At 64.2% G+C, this 20,912-nt stretch carries 13 protein-coding genes; 5 read left to right on the top strand and 8 right to left on the bottom strand.

Annotated elements, in window-relative coordinates:
• Positions 1-10: 10 nt before the first annotated feature.
• The 4 genes from pglZ to pglW are packed head-to-tail and all read right to left on the bottom strand — an operon-like array spanning position 11 to position 14,983.
• A complete protein-coding gene (gene pglZ, locus IEX78_RS21930) occupies positions 11-2,857 on the bottom strand; it encodes a BREX-2 system phosphatase PglZ (protein WP_188830922.1) in 2,847 nt (948 codons plus the stop codon).
• Positions 2,857-6,951 carry a BREX-2 system ATPase PglY gene (gene pglY, locus IEX78_RS21925; protein WP_229684222.1) on the bottom strand — a complete coding sequence of 1,365 codons (4,095 nt, stop codon included), beginning with the start codon at positions 6,949-6,951 and terminating at the stop codon, positions 2,857-2,859. Before pglY ends, pglZ begins: the two co-directional genes overlap by 1 nt.
• Positions 6,948-10,529, bottom strand: coding sequence for a BREX-2 system adenine-specific DNA-methyltransferase PglX (pglX, locus tag IEX78_RS21920; RefSeq protein ID WP_188830921.1), 3,582 nt, complete (start codon positions 10,527-10,529; stop codon positions 6,948-6,950). Before pglX ends, pglY begins: the two co-directional genes overlap by 4 nt.
• On the bottom strand, positions 10,526-14,983 hold the full coding sequence (gene pglW / locus IEX78_RS21915; RefSeq protein ID WP_188830920.1) for a BREX system serine/threonine kinase PglW: 4,458 nt from the start codon (positions 14,981-14,983) through the stop codon (positions 10,526-10,528). Before pglW ends, pglX begins: the two co-directional genes overlap by 4 nt.
• Positions 14,984-15,208: 225 nt before the next feature.
• Between pglW and IEX78_RS21910 the strand changes: the two genes are divergently transcribed.
• The 4 genes from IEX78_RS21910 to IEX78_RS21895 all read left to right on the top strand — a co-directional run bounded on the left by IEX78_RS21910 (position 15,209) and on the right by IEX78_RS21895 (position 18,106).
• Positions 15,209-16,624, top strand: coding sequence for a serine/threonine-protein kinase (locus IEX78_RS21910; RefSeq protein WP_188830919.1), 1,416 nt, complete (start codon positions 15,209-15,211; stop codon positions 16,622-16,624).
• Between the two features lie 594 nt (positions 16,625-17,218).
• Positions 17,219-17,500, top strand: a complete 282-nt coding sequence (locus tag IEX78_RS21905) for a GlsB/YeaQ/YmgE family stress response membrane protein (protein WP_229684220.1) — start codon at positions 17,219-17,221, stop codon at positions 17,498-17,500.
• Between the two features lie 141 nt (positions 17,501-17,641).
• Positions 17,642-17,872: a hypothetical protein gene (locus tag IEX78_RS21900; RefSeq protein ID WP_188830918.1), complete on the top strand. Its 231-nt coding sequence runs from the start codon at positions 17,642-17,644 to the stop codon at positions 17,870-17,872.
• A 45-nt stretch (positions 17,873-17,917) separates the two neighbouring features.
• Positions 17,918-18,106 (top strand): SitI3 family protein, encoded by a 189-nt coding sequence (locus tag IEX78_RS21895; protein WP_188830917.1) that lies wholly within the window; start codon positions 17,918-17,920, stop codon positions 18,104-18,106.
• On the opposite strand, the gene IEX78_RS21890 is transcribed toward IEX78_RS21895, so the two are convergent.
• Entirely contained in the window at positions 18,103-18,447 is a 345-nt protein-coding gene (locus IEX78_RS21890; RefSeq protein WP_188830916.1) for a hypothetical protein, read from the bottom strand. The two genes, IEX78_RS21895 and IEX78_RS21890, sit on opposite strands and share 4 nt — an antisense overlap.
• Before the next feature lie 14 nt (positions 18,448-18,461).
• Positions 18,462-18,644, bottom strand: a complete 183-nt coding sequence (locus IEX78_RS21885; protein ID WP_188830915.1) for a hypothetical protein — start codon at positions 18,642-18,644, stop codon at positions 18,462-18,464.
• Positions 18,645-19,008: 364 nt separating this feature from the next.
• Between IEX78_RS21885 and IEX78_RS21880 the strand changes: the two genes are divergently transcribed.
• A complete protein-coding gene (locus IEX78_RS21880) occupies positions 19,009-19,482 on the top strand; it encodes an NUDIX domain-containing protein (RefSeq protein WP_188830914.1) in 474 nt (157 codons plus the stop codon).
• 158 nt (positions 19,483-19,640) lie between these two features.
• Here the strand turns inward: IEX78_RS21880 and IEX78_RS21875 are convergent, their stop codons facing one another.
• Together IEX78_RS21875 and IEX78_RS21870 are read right to left on the bottom strand one after the other, a co-directional pair.
• Positions 19,641-20,081 carry a hypothetical protein gene (locus IEX78_RS21875; RefSeq protein WP_188830913.1) on the bottom strand — a complete coding sequence of 147 codons (441 nt, stop codon included), beginning with the start codon at positions 20,079-20,081 and terminating at the stop codon, positions 19,641-19,643.
• A gap of 88 nt (positions 20,082-20,169) precedes the next feature.
• The gene (locus IEX78_RS21870; protein ID WP_188830912.1) at positions 20,170-20,844 is read right to left on the bottom strand and encodes a DUF4357 domain-containing protein; all 675 of its coding nucleotides are present in this window, start codon (positions 20,842-20,844) and stop codon (positions 20,170-20,172) included.
• Positions 20,845-20,912 lie beyond the last annotated feature (68 nt).

Here is a 20,912-nt window from a genome sequence, read left to right as displayed (position 1 = left end):
TCCTGCCACGTCAGCGCAGCCCGAATTGTTCGCGAAGCAGCGCGACGTGCAACCGCACCGTGCGACCGTCGGCCAGCGTTTCGAGCACCTGCACCCCGTCGACATTGAGCAACTGACCGAGGATCGCCCCGAATCCCGCAGCGCGCGTTGGCAATCGACCAACGCGCTGCGCCAAAGCGGTGAGCGGGAGGGGACCGTCGAGCAGGGCGCGCAACGCCTTGTCGAGCTCTTCGGGCTTGGGTTTGCGCGCGACGGTCTCAAGTTGCGCGGCGAAGGTGTCGGAGTCGAGCAACGCCGCGATCAGCAGGTCGACACCCGATTTCGGCGCTTCGGCCGGGTCCGGCTCAGCAAAGACCTCGACCAGCGGAATGTCGAAGGTGATCTGATCTTCGACCGGCGCGGGTGCCTTCTTCGACTTCTTCGGCGCGGCGACGGCAGGCGCGGGAATGACCTTCGCGACCTCAAGCACGTCGTTGTCGCCACTCCACCACCGTGGGCGCGGCTCATTGATACCGAGCCAGTCCGTCGGGACGGTCGCCCCGTGTGGGACGAGCGCGAGGATAGGAATGGTCATCTCCGCGAGCGAAGCACCACCGTGGTATCCAGCTTTGAGCGCGGTGTAGCGAGAGTCGTTGTCCCACAACGCGACAATGCTCGCCCCCGGCTCCGGCCACACCACACGCGGCCCAGCCAGCAGCACCTCGTTCTCGACGCGACGGTCACCGGCGCCACCAGGCAGCCGATGCCGCGCCGACTGAACGCCGTCAGCGGTCACCGTCGAACAGTGCCGGTCGATGATGTGCCCGTGGTCGCTCGTGATGATCACCGCCATCCCGTTGGCCGCCGCGATGTCGGTGAGCGCGCGCAGGTTGCCGATTTCGCGCACCTCCCACCCGGAGTCGTCGAACTTGGCTTCTTTCGCGAGCCGGTCGTCAATGGTGTTGAGCACGACAGCGACGTGGCAGTCCGCGTCGGCGAGCGCGTCGGTGAGGTCGGGGCCGAATCGTTGCCCCGCATCGCCGCGCAGGTCGTTCTTGTGAAAAACCTTGGCGCGCTTGGCACCCCAGAACGGATGCGCGCCGAACACCTTTTTCTCGGTCTTCTGATCGCCCTTGACGAGCTTGCCAGCGAACAGCGACGTGCGCGACACCGCGGTGAGACTCGGTAGCGCGGCGACCATCGCCCGCCGAACCGGACTCGCGCCAGCCACCGGCGCGACGGGATCGTATTCGGAAAACGTCGACGCGAGTTCGGATGCGAGTTCGGTCGCGATGGCCGCGCTCATGCCGTCGATCACGAGCAGCATCACGCGATGCGTCGCCGCGACGGGCGCGACCACCCGTTCAAGAAAGGACTCAACGGTCAACAGCGACCCAGGTGCCGAACCCGACTGCGTCCAGTTCACGAGGTTCTTCGCGAATTCCCGGTCGAATTCGCGTCGGGTCTTCCGTGCGCGAATGGCCAACGCCGCGAAGGCCGTTCGCAATGCGGGGTCGTTGTCGCCGCCTGCTTCGAGGTAGTCGAGTGCGCGATCGGCCCACGCGGTGCTGCGCATTTGGCGCGCGATCGCGTCGCCGACGCTGCCGTCGACGGTGGGGTCGGGCGCGGTGCGCAACCAGCGCGACAACCGCTGCGCCATGCGAACTCGCTTGTGCCGCACGGGTTCGTCGTGGATGAGCGCGTGCGCGCGAAGGGCGACGACCGCGGACTCGATCTTGTCCTCGGCACCGGCTTTGTCGTCGAGTGCCAGCGCGACGCCGACAGCGGTGAAGCGCGACTCAAGCCCCGTCGGCAGCAGCGGACTGCACGCTGCCGCCTCGCCAGCCCCGAACTGGCGAACCAGCGATTCGGCATGGGCGAGAACAGTATTCGCCTTCTTGCGCGCGATGAGCGCGTCACTGTCGGCGTCGTCGTGCTCGTCGACGGCACTGCGCGCCCGGATCAGCAAGCCGCGCACATAGTCTTCGCAGATCCGCCCGAAGTTCGCGAGCAGGCGGTCGAGCGCTTCGCCGTGCGCGGGCGGCTTGTCGCCAAGCCACCGTTCAACGCGACCGCGCGCCTGATACACCGCGTTGCCCGGTTGCGCGTGCTCCCACAACGCCCCGCACAGCAGTCCGTAGGCGAGCGCGTCGGGCCCGTGCTCGGTGAGCGTGAGCGCGGTGAGGACCGTTCCGGTCGCGCCCGCCTGGTCGGGTTCGCTGAGGAACGCGATGAGCCCGGCGCGTTCGGCGGGCCGCAGGCTAAGGAACTGGTGTGCCGCTTCGGGACGCTGCGACCACTCAAGCAGCGCGACTGGGTCGATGCGTTCGGTGCCGTCGGCAAGATGCAGTCGACGAACCGCGAGCGCGGTGAGCGCCCCTTCGCGCGTGAGGATCGCGCCGCCAAGGTGGACCGGCCACCTGCGCGCGCCCGCCGCGTCGAGCAGCGCTTCACACGCCCACGCTTCGCGCCGCAGCCGTTCGTCAGTTTGCTTGGCGCCGAACGATTCTCGAACGATGTTCCACCGGTCGGCGATGTGCACCTGACCACGAAACGTGCGCGCGAGGATCGCCGGATCGAGGTCGTGTTCCTCAACGTCGGTGAGGATCACGAGCACGCGCGGTTCGGGGTCGAGTTCCAACGCGTGCTGCAAGATCAGCTCGTGGACGGCAAGCGGTGAGGTGGCGGCCGCGACGCGCGCGCTGCGCCCGTCACCGAGCGACAGCACGGCGTCGGACTCCCACACCGGTTCGCCGCGCAGGAGGAGGACGACCGGGTTGCCGGGGGTGCTGAGCTCCGGTCGAAGTTTGTCGTTCGACGAAAGGTATTGCGCGACAGTGGCTTTCGAGAGGCGCAGCGCGGTGGTCGAGGTAGTCATTACTCGACGACCCGCCAGGTGATCTCGATCCGCGCACCGGGTTCGTTGGCGGCCAACTCGGCGAGTTCAGCGGCGAACTCCTGGGCGGCCGTGCTCGCCGAAACCTCACGCTTGCCCGAGCGCGCACCGCTCGCCGCGTGATGGGGAGCAGCGCCTGCGAGGCCAGCGGCGGCACCGGCGAAATCGGCGGCCCCGGCAGCAGCGCCCTGACCAGCGGAACCGAAACCGCCAGTGCCAGCAAGGCCCGTCGACCCTGACGGGCCACCGGTGCCAGCGAAACCGGCAGCGCCTGCCGAGCCTGCGGCACCCGTAGCGCCAGCCGACCCAGCGGAGTCGGCCGAATCGGAGTGACCAATCGACGGGTTGTGCAGCGTGACGTTGTCCGTACCGGACCCGGCCGCGTGCTGCGCTTCTTCCCGTTTACGCCGCTCCTGCTCCTTCTTGCGCTGCTCAAGGATGCGGCGCGTAAGGGCGGTTACCGCGTTCGCCGCCTTGTTCAGCGCGTCAACAAGGTCAACCGAACGCTGATCAACCTGCGCCGACCCACGCAAACTCTCCAGGATCGCCCCACCGCCCTCATCGTGGTAGAGCTTCGCGTCTTCCAGTGCCTGCCATGCCGCCGTTGCCAGCGCGGTCGTGACCCGGTCGGCCGTCTTAATCGACGTCCCGTACCGGTCCGGGTTCACCCCGGCCAGGTCGAAGTGCGCGAGCGTCTCGACTGCCTTCTTGGCCCCGGCTGACCCGCTGCCCACCGAGCCGAGCGTGGTGAGCAGGTCAAGGGAGCGGCGTGCGAGGGCGAGGCGCTCACCCGGGTTGTCGTCGGTGAGTTCGAGGAATGCGGCGTGGCGTTCCAACTGCTCAACCAAGCGGGTCGCACTGTCGGTGTACTTCGTTGCCGCCGCCGAAAGCAGTCGCGCGAACTGCTGCACGGGGCCACCACGCAGCAGCGTCGGTGCCTTTTCGCCGAAGATTGTTTCGAAACGGGTTCGTGCCGTTGCGAAGTCGGCTTCGCTTGGCAGCGGTTGCGTGCGCAGGGCGTAACCGGAACCGTCGCCGAGCCTGCCGAGGTCGGGTGCGTCGATCGCGACCCCACCGCGTACCCAAATGCGGTCGTCCATTTCCGCGAACGACGCGACGACGAGGTTCGAGATGAACTGTTCAAGCCCGCGCGGTTGCGGGGTGTTGATCCAGTCGCTCAACGACGTGACGGTCAGGTCGCCCGTGCTGCCCGCGTTCTGGGCTTCGCGGCGGAAGTGGTCGGCCCAGTACTTCGACAGCTCGAAATACGCTTCCTTCTGGCTGCCAAGCCGCAACGGTTGCGCGACGCGACGCATCAGCGCGCGATCCTTCGCAGGCACTTCGAATCGTCCGTCGCGCGCTTCGGCAGCGCCCTTGACATGGGCGAGCACGGTTTTCGCGTCGGCGGGTTTGATCGCGGTGCCGGTGTTGTCGGGGTCGAGGTTGGGGTGGTCGGGGTACTGATGGGCGAGCAGTTTGCCTGACAGGGTGCGAATGGCGTCGTGCGGCGATTGGCCGATAGGCACCGTGAGCCCATCAACGTCGGGCAGCGGATGGAACAGGTCGCCGAGGTCGTTGGTCACGTCTTCGGGCTTGCGCTCAGCCAGCCCGTACGCCTGCCTGAACGTGGCAAGTACCTTGTTGCGCAACACTTCTCGCTGCGACTCAAGCAGGGCTTTCGCGCTCGCGCGGTTGTCGGGGTTGAGGTGCGACGCGTACTGGGTGTCGAAACGGTACGGGTCGGCAAGCGCCTTGCTGATCACAAGGAGTCGACGGAAGTCTTCCCAGCGCGGCTTGGTGAGGTGCGAAGGCAACCATGCCACCGTGTTCGGATGATTGCCCGCCTGCTCTTCCTTGAGCCTGCGCACCCGTTCGGCGTCTTCGATCGGGCTGTGGGTGCCCTCGTCGTAGGGCAGGTCGATCACGATGCGCCAGCGCGTTGAATCGGAGGGTTGCAGGTCGTGATTGGGCAGCGATTCGCGGTCGCTGAGATTGCCGAAGATCACTTCGACAACCCGGTTCGAGCCAAGCCAGGTGAAGTGCAGTTCGTCGTAGCCAAGGCGCGAGTTCGCGCGGTCGAGGCCGAGCTGGTCGGCGAGCAGTTCTTGGGCCAGGATCGCGCGGTTGCTCGGGTTGTCGTTCACCTGCGCGTTGGCGACAACCGAGTCCACGTCGACACCCGAAAGTTCAAGGCGCACACCAGGATTAGCTTCGGTGCCGGTGAGCTTGATCTCGGGGAAGCGACTCGCCCACTCCTCGACCATGTTCTTGATCACCGGTTCTTCACGCCCCGGGATCATCGAGGTGATCGACCCATAGTTCAGCGCGCCGAGTCGGCGAATCGTCAAGTCGCGCAACGCGGGAACGCTTGGCGCGAGAGCGGCGAGCAAAACTGTTGCGGCAAGCCGGTTTTGGCCGACGAACTTCTTGCAGCTGCCAAGCAGTTTCGGGTCGGTGATGGTGTCGCGTCGGTTGCGGTAGGTCTCGATGTCGTCTTCGGTGACCTCGCACGTGCTCAGCAGGTACGGACGCAGTCGCGTCTTGTAGAGGCGGTTGGCGGCGTCGAAAAATACCTTCTTGTCCGAGACGAACGGGGTCTCGCCAGCGGTGCTGAGCTGCTCATATAGGTCGCCGAGGGGGACAAGGTCGCCTAGGCGCAGTTCGTTGCGATGCTCGGCAAGCAGCTGGCCCATCAGCTTCAAACCAGTGCGCGACCGCTGAAGCGCGGCCGAGATGTGCACGAGCGTGTCGAGGAACGCGGGGGAGAACGGGTAGCTCAGTCGGAACGAAGCTTCGTCGGCACCGGTTGTGGAATCGTCCGAGCCAAGCAGCACGTCCCAGACCTTCGGGCTGAGCGCGCGGGTGCGGGCGAACGCGGCGTCGAACTGGGCTTGCGCGGCGTCGTCACGCGGCTTGAGCAGACGAGCCTGCGCGATCTGCGGCAGGTTGCGGTCTTCGAGCTGGATCAGGTCGAAGCGGCCCGACGCGTGGTTGAGCGCGTCCTGAATCGCCGACTCGGCCGCGCCAGCGAGTTCCTCACCGACGAGGTCGCGCAGGTCGCGCTGACGGGCGATGAACGAGATGATCGGAATCGCGCGCTGCGCGTCGCCACCCTCGCGGAAGTTGGTGATCTTGCTTGCTTCGCGAGCAACCCGCTTCTCGTCGTGAATGAGGCTCGCCAGCCACAGGATCAGTTCGTCGAGAAACAGGATGATGCCGTCGTAGCCGAGCGACTTCGCATGCGCCGCAATCACACTCAGGCCAGCATCGAGGGAGATGAACCCGGTTTCGTCCTCGGCCGCCGACGCGGTGAAGCCGGGCAGCAGCGTGGTCGCCGCGTCGTTGACGAGTTTCGCGCGCAGTTCCTGCGGGGTCGTTGGGTTAACCAGGTTCAGCGCGGTACCGTCGTGCGACTCGGGCGCGGTAATCGCGATATCGAGCTTGTCGCTGGTCCAGAACGCCGCGCTGTCGCCCCACTCGTCTTCCTCGTCGACCTCGGCCGAGTTGGCGTTGAGCGCTTTGAGGAAGGTTTCCTCGCCCATCGTATTGCGCAGGGCGTGCAGGTTTTTAAACAGCGAATCGGTGCGATACACCGGCGGGATGTCGGCATCCGGGTGGAGTTTGCGCACGAAGTCGACGTACCCGCCGAGCACCCGCTGCTCCATCGCCTTGGCGTCAATCATGTGGTACGGCACCATCAGGAACTTCTTGTTCCCGTCGATCAACCACTCGTGTTTGGTGAGCAGCGAATCGAATTCGGTGCGTGCGCGTGCCGCCGAATTCGGCGTGAGCAGCGAGTACAGCACCGACATGAAGTGCGACTTACCCGCACCGAACGAGCCATGCAGAAACGCGGGCTTCGACGTTGGCCCGTCGAGCGCCGACTTGATCAGCCCAAGCGCCTCATCGAAGTTGCCGAGCAGACGTTCGGTAAGCACGTACTGCTCAACGGCTTTCGCTGACCCTTCCGGGGTGACGGCGTCGGCGAGGCTGAGCACGAAGTCCGACCCGGTGAGGTGTTCCTTGATCTCAATGAGGTCGCGGAGTAGGGGCGGGGTGGTATTCGCGGCGGTCATCGCGTCGTCTTCTTCCTTACACCTCGGGTGGCGGGCGCGGGACGCCATGCGCGGAGGTCGTCGTCGGTAAGCGAGTGTTCGGCTTGGCGTTCTTTGCGGTCGCCTGCGAGGAACGTGGAGGGTGCCACACCGAAGTTGGGGTCAATCTCGTTGTGCCACTGGTCAAGCCACGGTTGCAGTTCCAGCAAGGCGGTGAGGAAGGGGGTGATTTCCTCGGTGGAGAGGGCGTGGTCGGCGAGGTAGATCGCGATCGCCATCGCCTGTTCGCGGTGATCCCAACCGGCCCAGCCATACAGTTCTGGGGTTGCGGCGTTGGTTGTGCCGTAGGAGATGAAGCGTTCCTTGGGTACGTCGAGTTTGCCGCGCGCCTGCCAGAACGGGGTGCGCAGGAAGTCGGCGGAGGTGTACTTGGGTGGGACGGGGATGGTTTTGCGGAAGTCGTTTTTGGCCGCGCCGTCTGCCATCGCGTCTTCTTGGCGTTGGAGTTGCCAGACGTGTTCCCAGTCTTTGCGCTTTTTGAGGCCGGATGGTTTGTAGCGCAGGGCTGCTACCGCGGGGACGTGCTGGTCTGTGATCAGTTCGGCGACCACTGCTGAGAGTTCGGCGCGGGGAGCGTAAATGCTTGCGACAGAGACGAAGTCGTCGTCGGCGGCGAGGCGGTCGGTGAGGCGGGCCAGGGTGAGGATTTGGGGTTGGCCGTTTTCGTCGAACCAGAGGGTGCGGGACTCCATGCGGTCGAGGAGCCAGGAGCGGAGGGCGCGTTCTTGGAGTGTGTCCCAGCCGTCGGATTTCCAGCGGCGCTTGTACTCGGGACGTTCGATCATGCCGATCGCGCGGTTGGAGCTGATCGTTTCGATGCGGCGCCGGACCGTTTGCCGATACTCATCGGGCCAGTGGGCCGGGATTTCTGTGATTGGTTGTGAACCGTGGCGCTCGAACCATTCTGCCGACGCTTCACCTGCCGCGACCTGCCGTGCGAGGACGATTTCGAACGCACGTTCACCAGGCTTGATCGGAGGCGCTGCCCCGGTGGACTCCAGGTTGCCGTCGGTCAGTCCGTAGGCGCGGTAGGTTTGCCAGTCGAGTTCTTCCTGAAGGGAACACATCTCTTCGTGGGCCGATTGCCACTGTAATTTTGCATCGCGCAGCGCGTGTGTAGTAGGTGTCTGCTGCACTACAGCTTGAGGGGACGCGGCCGACGCGAGACGATCTAGCTGAGCCGCAAGGACGAGCGGATTCTGTGCTGGAAGAGGAAATTGCTGAATGCGAGTGCTGGAGTACTGAAAAAATCTCTCCCACTCAGTGCTCGTGAAACCACCGCCTTCTCCCCGAATCCCTTTGTCATGGCACACCATTTTGAGCCAGAAGCAGGCGGTTGAGCTGTTCAGCAGTCCGAGCAGTTGCAGGTGCTCATCCTCGGTCGCTCCCTCCGGCAACTTGATTACCGGTGCGGTCTGCTTGAAAAGCTTTCCGCCGCGATCGAGGACGAAATGGTTGTGGGTGGCTACTTCGGCAAAGGTGATAGAGAGAGGCAGCCTGAGCTTATGGCTGTAGTTTTCGAGGTGTGCGTACCACGGGCCCCTGGCGGCGATGTGTTTTCCAAAGATCGTCCGATTCTGGAGCACCTTCCGTGCTGGCCATAGGAATCTGGCCACGAGCTTGTGCGTGTCGCTAATACTGTTTGTGTTGCATGAATCGGTGTACGGGTTAGCAATCCAAATCGACTTGTCGATCCGAAAATCCCTGACGTTCTCACCAACGACTAGCTCGCGAAAGGATCCGGCGAGACCGTACCGCTTCACGGTCATTGCGTCATCTACGAAGTATGCGTCATCTGCTCCGCTGTTTGTAGTCCGTCCAATGCTCGCAATCCGGGTTGAAAGCGTTGTCGCGGCGCTCTCGGTCAACTGCGCCACAAGTTCCTGTCCATCGGCAACAAGGATCCACGGCTGCTTTCCGAAGTACTGATCACGTTCAAGATCGTCGACCGAAACCCATGCGCTCGCGCTACCGGGTTGGTCGATTTGGTCGACTATCGCGGTCCACACCAGACCGTTCTCGGGTAAGGCGGGAGCCTTTGGCTCGCCCTGCACACTTCGCACCGTCCGGATGGTCCCGGACCGGTTTTTACCTGACCGACGCGTGCCGACGAGGATTACCGTGGGCGTCCCGTGGCCCGGGATATACGCGCCCGACGTATCGATGACCTCGGTCAGTTCGACCGAGTGCGCGAAGAATTCTTCGATTAGTTTCGTCCCGAATTCGCGCTTCATAAACGAGTTCGCAGTAATCTGCCCGACTCGGCCGAAACCGGTTCCGTCTGCCTCGCTGAACTTTGCCAGTTCAAAGAACCTCTGGGCGAAGGGCACCGATAGTGCATAAGTTCCCGCGCATGCGTTGTACAAACCCCGGTAAAGCTCGTTGAGGTTCTTATCCTTCACTGTGATGTACGGAGGATTACCAACAACCACGTGGTAACTACCCGGCTGGAGAATCCCCGGGTAATCCTGCACATCCTCAGTCGCGTAAGAGAATTCAGCGAGCGGGTCGCTGTTCTCCCCGTCCAAACTCAACTCGAGCTGACGTGCCTTGATCAGCGAATCGCCTACCGCGAGTTTGATCGGCCAGTCGTATCGCGCCGCATCGGCCAGAGTTCGCACGTTCGCGGCCGCCATCGCGGCAACCAGTAAGCGGAAGCGGGCGATAGCGATGGCGAACGGGTTCAAATCGACGCCGTGTACTGATTCCAGTGCCGCGCGTACCCGCTCGTACCGGTCCTTCGTCGGGAAGTCGGTGGCCCAGCGTTCGTTCAACCGGCGGAACGCGCCGAGGACGAAGTGTCCTGATCCGCAGGTGGGGTCGATGAGTTTGATTGCGGCGTAACCGAATTCGCGGATAGCGGGCTCGAGGGTGCGGTCGAGGATGAATTCTTCAACGAATTCTGGGGTTTGCAGTAGGGCGTAGTTTTTGCGGATGTCTTCAGACAGGTCTTGGTAGAGGTCGCCGAGGAAGCGGGTGTCCCAGCCGGTGATGCCGTCGGTGTCGAGGGGGTCGGTGAAGTCGTGGACGAGCACACCTGCGTCGTCGCGGGTGCGCCAAAAGTCGATCAGGTCGCGGGCACCATCGTGCGAAACCGGGATCTGGTAAAGGGCGTTGTGGGCGGGATCGAACAGCAGTTTGCCCGCTTGACCGGCACCGAGTTCGTTGAATGCCTGTTCGAGCCAGCCGCGGTAGGTGGGGTCGGTGTCGGTTTCGACGTAGTGGTCGTAGCGGGCTTGGGCGAGTTCGCGGCGGTCATCGGATGGGCCGGTGAGGTAGGGCTCGGCGATGAGCCGGTTGTCCTCGCTGAACCGCACGAACACCGTGCCAAGCACCCATGCGACGGCGACCTGGGTGACCCGTTCGCCCAACCATGATGCTTCGGTGGCGGCGGTGCGGTTGAGTTTGCGGGCGAGTGCCCACTCGTCATGCAGGCGGCTCTTGACCTCGGGCAGGGCTTTGAGTTGTTTGTCCAGATCGGCCTCGACCGCGCTGACCTGTTTTTTCAGGTCGGTGAGCAGTGCGGCACGGTCGATCATGCGGAAACTCCTGCGGCTCGGTGTTCGTTGCTAATCCACGAGGCGGGAACCTCGATCCATTCGTTCAAAGCTGACTGGTACGGCACAGCGGTCGTGCCCAAATGCGGGGGTCGCGCCGGGTCAGACTGCGGACACAGCAACCACAGCCCGCCCTTGCCACGTCGCGCTTCCTCGGCCAACTCGGCCAGCAGGTGCATCGCGTCGTAACGGGCGAACACGTGGGTGTCCATCATCAACAACGGGCCGTCGCCGCTGAGGTTCGCCGACAATTCCGCCTTCACTCGACCCCACGCGGTGCGCGAGAACTCCGAAAACTTCAGTGCCCCGCGCGAACCCGGTGGTGCGACATCGGCGCGCAGCAGCGTCTCCCACGTCGGCTTCTCGCCTTCGACGACAAGCGCGCGCATCTCCTCCAAAAACAGCGACGTCGCCGAAATTGGGCGCGCGTTGAACCGATCACGCAACTCGGCAACCACATTCGCCTTCGGCTTCGACCCACCACTACGCGAAATGCCTTCGCGGGCAATGGGAGTGGTGAGCACGCGGAAACCGTCCCGGATCGCCGCACCGGTCAGCAGTTCCTCCGCGCGCGCGGCCTTCGACAAACCGGGATCGTCCGAATACCGGGTCGCGCCAAGGGCATTCACGTTGGTCTGGCGACGCGACGGGAACGCGGTGAGACTCGACGACGACACCGACCGCACCGGCAGGTACCGCTCCTTGAACCGAGGATGCGTCTTGACTTCCACGTCGAACCCGGCTTCGCGCAGCGCGTGCGTCAACGCCGGGGTCGGCTTGTCGACGGTACTGCCCGCGATCGTGAGCTCAGGGAACCGCGCGAGCACCCGGTCGAACACGGTCTGGGCGCGCAGGCCCGGCTGCTCTTCGTATTCGGTGTCGGGGTTGAGCGTCACCAAACCAGCCTGGGTGAGGCGCACCGCGCGGACCAGCGGCAGGTCGCGCGGGTAAATCTCCAAGCGAGGGGTCGCCGCCGCGTTGCGCGACGTGCTCACCGCCACCTGCACCAGGCGATGCTCATCCAAACTGAACGCGCCAGCGGGTGGGGTGACCGCGCCGAGACGGTCGAGCACCGTCGCCGCGGTCGGCAGGGTTTCCTGCTTCGCCAGCGCGTCGGCGGTTTCGCCAAGGTGGATCGCGTACTGGGCGAGGGCGGGACCGCCGGGAGCGTCGGGCTCGTCTTCGCCCGCTTCCAACGCGACAGCGACCGCAGGATGCGTTCCGGCGTCGCGCTTTTGGGTGGTGCACAGGCGCGCTTCGTCGGGCTCGAAACGCTCGGTCTCGACAACCACCCGCACCGCCGCTAACGCGAGCGCACGCCGCTGCGCGCGGTCACGTAACTGCGAACCACGTTGGGCGAGAAGGGCATCCGCCAATTCGGTCGCCGCGGCGACGCGGCCGAAGCTCGCGAGGAGGTCGACAACCTGGTCGCGCAAGATCGTCACGGCCGGGTCCTTCGCCCACAGCGCGCGCTGCTGACCGATCAACTGGCCAACCCGTCCGCTGGTGAGGTTCATGCTTTCGGCGACAGCTTTTTGCGTCGGCCACGGGTCGAGCCCTGCCACGTCGCCCGCGCCGGGAATGCGCAAAAAGCGAATGAGCGCGTCGACCTTGGACGCGTTCGTCCGATTGTTGTTGGGCTCGGGCACGAACCGGGCGGCGAGAGTGTCGAGGCTCAGCGCGCGCAGCGCGGCGTCGTCTTCGGCCGCCTTGTTTTCGACCTTGGCGATCTTGCGGCTGGCCGGGTCGAGCGGCTTCGACTCCGGCTCGGCCTGCCCGAGGCGCGCGCCCCACGACTTGAGCCGATCCTGAATCTCGCGACGCACCCGCACCCCGAGACCGGGGGCGTTGATGAGGTTTTGACGACCGTAGGCAAGCAGCTGGCCGACGGTGGTGACGTCGAGGCCATAGAGGAACTGCTCGGCCTGCTCGGTGAGACCGGCCTGGGCGAGGTGGGTTTCCAGCGTCGCCGCGTCCGCGAACTGTTGACGCTGCTCGTCGGGGGAGCTGTCCTCGGTCGGCGCGGGTGCCGCCGGGTGCGTCGACGGACGCGACGGGACCGTGCGTTCGGCGTCGAGGAAGATCTTGCGCCACGCGTCGCGCATCGGCTTCAAATCCGGAAAGCGTTGCGCCACTTCACGATGCAGGGCCTTGCGGAAGAACGCGACGAGCGCGTCGCGGATCGACGGATCGAACGCGTCGGCAGCGACCTGCGGGTACGGGTGGTCTTTCGCATCGAGCTGGCGGGGCAGCACGCTGCCGTCGCCCCAGCGCGGCAGCTCGCCGGACGCCATCTCATGCAACGTGACCGCGAGCGCGTACCGCTCGGCGTGCGCGTCGTACACGCCGCGCGTGAGCACACCGATGAACGGGTCGAGGTAACCGTCGGTGCCTGCCTCGGTGTTTTGCACCGGATACCCGGCAAGCGAGAAGTCGATGAGGACCAATTCGCGAGTTCGGTTGGGCCGCACGCGAATCGCGATGTTGTCGGGTTTGAGGTCGCGGTGCCAGACGCCTTCGCCCTCAAGGAAATCGAGCGCGCCAAACAGGTAGTCGCCGTAGTTTTCCAGGCGACCCACTTGCAGACGGCCGTTGTCGCGGAGTTCGCGCGCCACGGTTTCGGTGCGCTTCTTCGCGACCTCTTTGCCGTCGGCAGTCGGCTGCTCGTCGCCCACGTACTCAAGGACAAGGGCTTTGCGGCTGCCCAGCGTGACCTCGCCGGGATCGACCAGGCCGATGATGCCCGAATGGCGGCGCAGGTTGCGCAGCACAGCCGCTTCGCGGGTGAGGACGTCGTCACGTTCGGCCGACAACGCCACCTTGAGAACAGCGAGCTTGGCGGTGGTGAGGTCTTCGACAAGCAGAGCGCGACTCGTGGAACCAGTGCCCAAGCGGCGGCGGACCAGCCAACGGCCGCCGATGGTGTCGCCACGGTCGGCTTCGAGAGGGTCGGCGGTTTCGTCTTCCTCGGGCTCGTCGGGGGCGAGCGCGTCCTCGATCTGATCGAGCACATCGAGGAACTCGGCGATCGAACCAAGGCGGTCGGCCGGGCGGTACTCGGTGGCGATCTCAACAAGGAAGTCGATCTCGTCAGCGAGCGCGTCGACCATCGCGCTCGGGCGCAGCGCCTCTCCACTTTCGAAGCGCGCCAACAACTCCGCTTTGCTGTGCGCGGGCGCTTTGCCGGTGACCAGGAAATAGGTGAGCATGCCGAGGCCGAACACATCCATCGCGACCGGGTCGGGCGACGACGCGCCAACTTCAGGCGCGAGATAGGCGTCGGTGCCGGTCGAAAGATGTTGGGCGGAAAGCAAAGTGGGGGCGTGGCGGGTCATCGCACCCGGGGTTTGGCCGGAACGTTGGGTTGCCACTTGCCAATCCGAAATCTGCAAACGTGGCGTGCGCCACTGCTCGGTTTCGGTCGTGCCCTGCTGGGGAATCACATGGACCGAGCGCGGGGCGAGCGCGCGGTGGTACAAGCGTGCCGAATGCGCTGAGCGCAGGGTTTCGGCCAGTTGGCGCACCAGGTTGATGCGATCGGCGATGTCGAGCGAGGCCGCGTGGGTGCGCAGGTAGTCGTCGAGGTGCAGGGTTTTCGGGTGGTAGCGGAAAATTAGCGCCGGGCCCGCGGAGTGGGCAGCCGAGTCGAAATGCTCAAGCTGCACAACACCGGGGTGGCGGAAACGGCGCAGGACCGACGCTTCGCGGCGGGCGGCGTCGTCGACGGAACGGCGGGCGGCCTCGTCGGCACCGCGTTCACGCAGATACACGCGCACGCGGACGGGTTCGCGCAGCTCGTTGTGGACGGCGCGGTAGTCCTGCCAAGTGGGGCCGCCGTCGAAGGGTTTGCGTTCCAATTCGTAAGGGCCAACCACGAAGTCGGCGTCGCTGCGGCGGACGCCAACCTCTTCGATGGCCTTTTTGAGCTTTTTCGCAAGGCGGGCGTCGATGTGGCGGCGGATGTCGGTTGGGGGAGCGTGCAGGCGCGCGACCAGCTCTTTGACGGTGTGAGTGTTGGCGCGGTCGCCTGCGGGCAGGTCGAATTTGAGGCCCGGGTTGGTCAGGCACACGGCCGAACTCACAAACTGGCGCACCCCATTGGCGGCGATGAGGCTCGCGAATTCCTTGCTCTTCTGGTTCACCAGGTGCAGGGGGTTGCGGTGGACGCGGCGGCCTTGGGGGGTGGTTTGCACCCAGTCGGTGCCCTCGGCGTGCGCGCGGCCAACCCAGTCTTTGAGCTCGATCATGTACACGCCGTTAGGTGCGATGACGAGGAGGTCGACTTCGCGGATATGGCCGGTAGCTGCCGTGAAGGTGAAGTTGGACCAGGCGAACCACGGGTCGACATTCGGCAACTGCGCCCGGATCGCTTCTAGCCCCCGGCGCTCATGCTCGTAACTCGACTCGGTGACGGTTTCCCACCGAGAATCGTCCATGCGCGCGCGAATCCTGTTCTTGTCGTCGTCCCCAGATGGAAAGAAGCCTACTTGCCGACCGCTTGCTACGCGGCGTGGTGGCGAAAACCGTAACCGTGGATGAAATCATTGTCAATCCGAGGGAGTGCTTTTGTTGGTGCTCCTTCGTGGGCCCTTCGTGGGATCCTTCGTGGGATCCTTCGTGGGATCATGAGGGCCGGAGTCGGATTCACGGAGGTTGCTGCGGTGCCAGCGGAGATAGTGGGTGGGCGGTACACGCTGGTCGCGGAGCTGGGTGCTGGCGGGATGGGGCAAGTCTACGAGGGATTCGACCAGCACCTCAAACGGCGGATCGCGATTAAATTCACCCAACCAGGGCTTGATAGCGAGTCCGACTGGGCAGCGCGATTTCTTCAGGAAGCTGAGGTGATGGCGCGGTTGCGTCATCCGGGGATGCCCGCGATCTACGACGCGGGCGCTGGCAACGAACGTCCTTATCTCGTCATGGAATTCATCGAGGGACGTACTTTCGCTGATCTGCTCTCCCAACATGGGCCGTTGCCTGTTGAGGTGGTCGCGGCGCTTGGCGCGCAGATCGCGGCCGTGTTATCCGCCACGCACCGACATCGCATCTATCACCGAGATCTCAAACCCGCGAACCTGATGCTGTGCGCGGACGGGACGGTGAAGGTACTCGACTTTGGGCTCGCGGTTGCGGGCGATATGAGTCGGTATACCCAGACTGGGCACACGCTTGGCACGCCAGCGTTTATGGCACCGGAACAGGTTGAGGCGAAACCCGTTGGGGCACAAACGGATTTGTACGCGCTTGGGTTGGTTTTGCATGAGCTGCTCACGGGGAAGCAGGTGATGACCGGGGCCACTTCGTATGTGGTGTGGCAAAACCAGCTGCACCAGCCGGTGCCCGACATTGGGGAGGTGTGCGCGGGGGTGCCCGCCGCGATGTCGGCGTTGATTATGCGGATGGTGGAGAAGGCGGTTGGGCGGCGGCCCGCGGATGCGTCGGTGGTTTTCGCGGGGTTGCTGCCGTTCGCGGGTGGGGTGGGGGCATTGGTTGATGATGGGGACGGGCCGGTGGGGATGTATGCGCGGGCTGTTGGGGGTGGGTTTGGTGCGGGGGATAGTGGTGTGGGCGCTGGGGCTGACTTGGACGTTGTGGGTTGTGGGGCGACCGGTGTGGGTGCGGATGGCGCCGCGGAGCGGGCGAGCGGCGCCGGGTCTGACGAGTGGGGCGACACTGCGGGCGACCTACGCGCGCGCATCGCCGAGACGCTGGTTAACCCCAATGGTGCCGCATTGGAAACCCTTGTGGACGAAGCGATTTCGAGCCTCGGCTCCCGCGACGCCGACACGGTTGAGGCGCGCACGGCATTGGCGACGTTGCGTTTCGACGGCGGCGAATACGCGTCCGCGGCCCCACTACTCCGCACACTGATCGCGGACGTAACCCCCGAACGCGGCCCGTACGACGACCAGGTGATGAGCTACCAGCGTCAGCTGGCGACGTGCGACGCGGAAACCGGCGACGTGGTTGGCGCCCGAGACCGATTGCGGAAACTGTACCGACAGATGGCGGTGCGCTTTGGGGAACAGGACCGTCGGGTGATCGAACTGGCATCCCAGATTCGGGGGATGCGGTAGGGCTGCCGCTATTGGGCGCAGGGATGGTAACGAGGGGAGATGGGCTCGTTCGAGCTAGGACTTACTAGCGCGAACCCAACTAACACGGCGTATCCAAGGAAGACGAAGGCAAAAACAGTTCCGACGGCAGCGCCGATTAGCTTGACCGCGATCGAGCGTGCGGTGCAACACGCGACGACAAAAACGACTGCTAGCGCGGACGCCACTACGAGCAATGCTGCGGAGGCCCAGCTATAAACGAATGCATCTGTCGGAACGGGAATCTGCCTCGCGCAACTGACAGCCTTCAGGCCATTCGTCCGCTCGTCTAATCGGCTGTCCGCGATTACTAATAGGCATACCGCGAGTACCGCGCACGTCACTATCGCGAGCAGGAGAACCCAAGGTCGGCGGAGTATCACCAGGTCTCTTTCGGTCGGGTGATGCGGACGTTCGGGACGCTACCGGAACCGACGGGAGTCGTGGGTTCGGGTTTACGCCGGCTTCGACACGGACACGCTTCGGCCGCATGGGCGTCACGACCCTGTTTCTCACCGTAAATGCGCGTCATGATCAGGCATATCCGGCATTCCCGACGACGCGGAGGTTCGAGCCATGTGGAACGCGATTGTGCAGATCTGTGGGTTCTTGATTATCGGCGCGGTGATCGGGGTGCTCGCGCGATTACTCAAACCGGGCAAGCAGAACATCAGCATGGGCATGACCGTCGTGCTCGGCATGGCGGCGGCGCTGATCGCTGGCGTGATCGCGAGCCTCATCGGCGTTGGTTCGATCACCGAACTGAACTTCTGGGGATTCGTGCTGGCGGTGATCGCGGCGGTTGTGCTGCTGTCGGTGGTTGAGTCGCGATCTAAGCAGCTGCCGCCGTCGGCCTAAGTGCGTGCGGAGGTGGTCGGCACAGCTCGTGTGCCGACCTCGCGTGGCTGCCGCCCGCACCTGCTGCGTGCGCGGAGCCAGTGGAATGCCTGATGACGTGAGCATCGCGAAGCTCAGTACGGCCCTCGCAGGAGGACGATCATGGCGCGAATCGAGGACGCCCTTGAATGGGCGCGGCAGCACGGCTACGAAATCTTCGTCCACGACTTGTTTGAAATCGCCGATATGTTTGACGCTGGATGCAGTCCGGAGCAGGTGTATGCGCGGGTGAATGTGCTGGAAGTCGAGTGCTTATTGCAGTCGGCGATTGAGGATTTTGAGGTTGAAGTGAATGAATTGATTGAAGAGGCGTTTGGGGGACGGGATATATGAGTGGGACTCCTAAGCGCATTCCGGCCAGGCACGACGTGTGACATCGTGTTCATCGCCGCAGGTGTGCTCGCAGCCGTCCCAGGCGACGCGATCCTGTACTTCCCGGAATCAGGCACCGTTTGGGCCCTTCGGCGCAACGGTCGCCTTGAGATTGACGACGCGGGTTATCGGTGGACTCCCGAGCGCACTGAGTGGTTGCGGGAACCGTTCGTCCGGAAGTCCTACGTGCTTTAGGCCCGCGCCACCTGCTCGGTGAACGCGTCCGATTCCGGGCCGGTCGCGCTGAAAGCCACGGTGGCCGACGCTGCGGGGGCGCCATCGGCTGCCGTCGTGCCCGGCACGATCGACTTCGCAAGGGCGACCAACTCCGCGAACGTCAGAGCGCCGAGTTCTTCCTTCTCCCAATGCATTTCGAGGGGCGTCACCGGCTGAGCCGTCAGCAACGCGACGAGTAAGTCCTCGACGCCCGCCCACGTCCTGCCGTTTTCGGCGGCGATTCGGGTGGCGCGGGTGAGGGCTGATGCGACCGATGGGGCGAAGCCGGTCGCTTCAACGCGAGTTTCGTTGTGTTCCAATGCCATTCTCCTTTTCAAGCGTGGAAGAGGATTTGTTGTCCGTCGCCGAGTCCGCCAACGCACCACCACGAGCCGTCCTGCATGCCCAGCGAAAGGCCGCCGTGCTGTTCACAGAATCCGGTAGTTACCGCTTCCGCGCGACCTAAACCGAGAAGAAGCAGGGCGAGCGTGGTTGCGGCGATGATTACCAAACGCATCTAGAGCATTCCTTCGATAACGCGCCGGGGCGCTGATGGGTCGTAGGGAGTAATGCAGGCGCAGGTTGGGATTTCGTTGGGTTATGCGGCGAGGGCGGAGCGGGGGACGTCGAGCATTGCTCGGCCGCTTGGGGTGTTGAGGGATGCACGACCGCGTGGGGAAAGATGCCAGCGTGCCGACGCTTCGAGGACCAGCCCGTGGTGCTGAAGCTCGCGTAGAGCGTGCTGAACCCGGCCGTAGGAGAGCTGGGTGGCCTGTGAGATGTGCATTTGCGGAAGCTTTCGCCGTACAGAATGTTCTCGTCATTCGCCGAGCAATTCGAGCAGATTTGGGGTTCTACCAGCGTGTATCGAAAGGAAGCTGATGTCGACCAGGCGTGACCACTACAACGACCCAGCGGCGCCGAAGGCGAACAGTCTGGTTCCGGGAGCATCGGCATTGGTGGCTGACGCGGAGGGCCGGATTTTGATGCAGCGGCGACGGGATTCGGGTAATTGGTCGCTGCCGGGGGGAGCGATGGAAATTGGCGAGACGCTCGCCGAGTGCGCGGTCCGGGAGACGCGTGAAGAAACTGGGTTGGACGTCGAAATCACTGGGCTGCTCGGTATTTACACCGATCCTGGACATGTGATCGCGTATAGCGATGGGGAGGTGCGGCAGGAGTTCGCGGTGACATACTTGGCGCGGGTAACTGGTGGGGAGATTACGGTCAGTGATGAGTCGACGGAAGTGCGGTTCGTGGAGATAGCGGAGTTTGCGCGAATCCCTGTGCACCCGAGCGTGATTCGTCGGATTGAGCGGTTCGTTCAGGGGGCTGAGAAGCCGTACTTGGGGTAGAGGCAGCGGTTGGAGGCGACAAGGATGGTGTCTGCCCAGATCGCTGGGTCGCAGTTGAAGGGCGGGGGCGGTGCGGGGAACCAAGATCAACAGGCTCTCAGGGATTTTTCTTCTCGCGCGATGTTTACCTCATAGCCTGGTGATCTTGGTCGGGGAAGCTAACTGGAGACGGTCAGGACTATCAATGCTGGGGTGTCGGCGGATAAGAATGCTGCTGATGGCCAGCCCAGGGTGCTGAAGGCTGCGTTGAGGGTCGGGGCGGAAAGGTAGGTTCCTGGCGGGGTCGCCTCGCGGATTTCCGGCTTCATTTCGTACGGCTGCGTCGGGGCTAATGCGTGCGCTGACCTCAAAGCGGCTGCCGTTTCCTCGCGCAGGGTTATTACTGCCTGGATCCAGGTGGTGGTCAGGCCGACGGTGCGGCCGTCGCCGTTGTCCCACGCCATCCATGTCGCCGAATCGGGGGTCCCTAGTTGGGGATAGCGTTTTATCAAAGGGGCGAGGTCGTGGCGGACTTCTGGCGAACCGGCAGGGTCGGTGGCGCAAGCAGCCGTTGCGAGCAGCGCGACCAGCCACATTGCGTGCCGTCTGCCGAGACTCATACCCGCACCCTCCTGTCGACATCGGCGAGAACGCTCTGGTGGCGGAAGCTACTCGGGCGATGCCGCCACAGAAGCGTGGTGATCATGGCTAGGAGTTCCCACCCGACGGGACCAACTCACTTTCCCACTGCGCATACGTCGTCGATGTTCCCTCAACCACCCAATCGGTTCGGCCGTTCGCGGCGCGGCCGAGTACCACGGCCGCCGCCGCGCTCGGCGCCCTGAACGCATAGTTGCGGGTGAAGCGGGCGGTTTCCGTGCCTGCGACGATGGTGCCGTCTTCTTCCAACTGGGCGCGCAGGTTGGAGTACGCGTGCAAAGGTTCGCCAGCCCACTTTTGGCGCGCACTCGAATCCGCGAGCACGGTGAACTCGCCATCGACGATTCGCGCGGAAGCGGCGATGCCCAGTTTGGGCGCGGTCAGCTCGAACACCGGCGAATTGCTCAGTGGCGCAATATCAAGGATCGACGCACGCAGCTGCCGCAATTCCTCCCGATTGGGTTCACTCGTGCGCGGGCCTCGCTCTTTTAGTACGCGATCCGCTTCGCGACGCTCGGGACGCTGCACCTTTGCTAGCGTCACCGATCCTGGCAGCCGCCACGTCTGCGAGCTGTTGTCGAAGACCGCCGTTGAGTACTCCGCGCACACGAGATACAGCGTGCTGGGTTCGGTGCGAATTCCTCGCTTTTCGAGCGCGGCTAGAACTTCGGTGATGTCACGCGCTACTCCGGGAGGGAACGAAACCGAATTTGATCTTGACACCCGGCAGAGGATTTCGCTCGGCGAATGACGTTGTGCGCCTTCGCTATTAGTTTGCCGGGCGGGTACTT

This window comes from Nocardia camponoti, assembly GCF_014646135.1.
Taxonomy (GTDB): Bacteria; Actinomycetota; Actinomycetes; order Mycobacteriales; family Mycobacteriaceae; genus Nocardia; species Nocardia camponoti.
This window is presented reverse-complemented; position numbering and strand designations above follow the sequence as displayed.

Excerpts from the sequence above, each read along its gene's own strand:
- pglZ (WP_188830922.1), bottom strand. The coding sequence starts at position 2,857 with ATGACTACCTCGACCACCGCGCTGCGCCTCTCGAAAGCCACTGTCGCG.
- pglY (WP_229684222.1), bottom strand. The coding sequence starts at position 6,951 with ATGACCGCCGCGAATACCACCCCGCCCCTACTCCGCGACCTCATTGAG.
- pglX (WP_188830921.1), bottom strand. The coding sequence starts at position 10,529 with ATGATCGACCGTGCCGCACTGCTCACCGACCTGAAAAAACAGGTCAGC.
- pglW (WP_188830920.1), bottom strand. The coding sequence starts at position 14,983 with ATGGACGATTCTCGGTGGGAAACCGTCACCGAGTCGAGTTACGAGCAT.
- IEX78_RS21905 (WP_229684220.1), top strand. The coding sequence starts at position 17,219 with ATGTGGAACGCGATTGTGCAGATCTGTGGGTTCTTGATTATCGGCGCG.
- IEX78_RS21900 (WP_188830918.1), top strand. The coding sequence starts at position 17,642 with ATGGCGCGAATCGAGGACGCCCTTGAATGGGCGCGGCAGCACGGCTAC.
- IEX78_RS21885 (WP_188830915.1), bottom strand. The coding sequence starts at position 18,644 with ATGCGTTTGGTAATCATCGCCGCAACCACGCTCGCCCTGCTTCTTCTC.
- IEX78_RS21880 (WP_188830914.1), top strand. The coding sequence starts at position 19,009 with ATGTCGACCAGGCGTGACCACTACAACGACCCAGCGGCGCCGAAGGCG.
- IEX78_RS21875 (WP_188830913.1), bottom strand. The coding sequence starts at position 20,081 with ATGAGTCTCGGCAGACGGCACGCAATGTGGCTGGTCGCGCTGCTCGCA.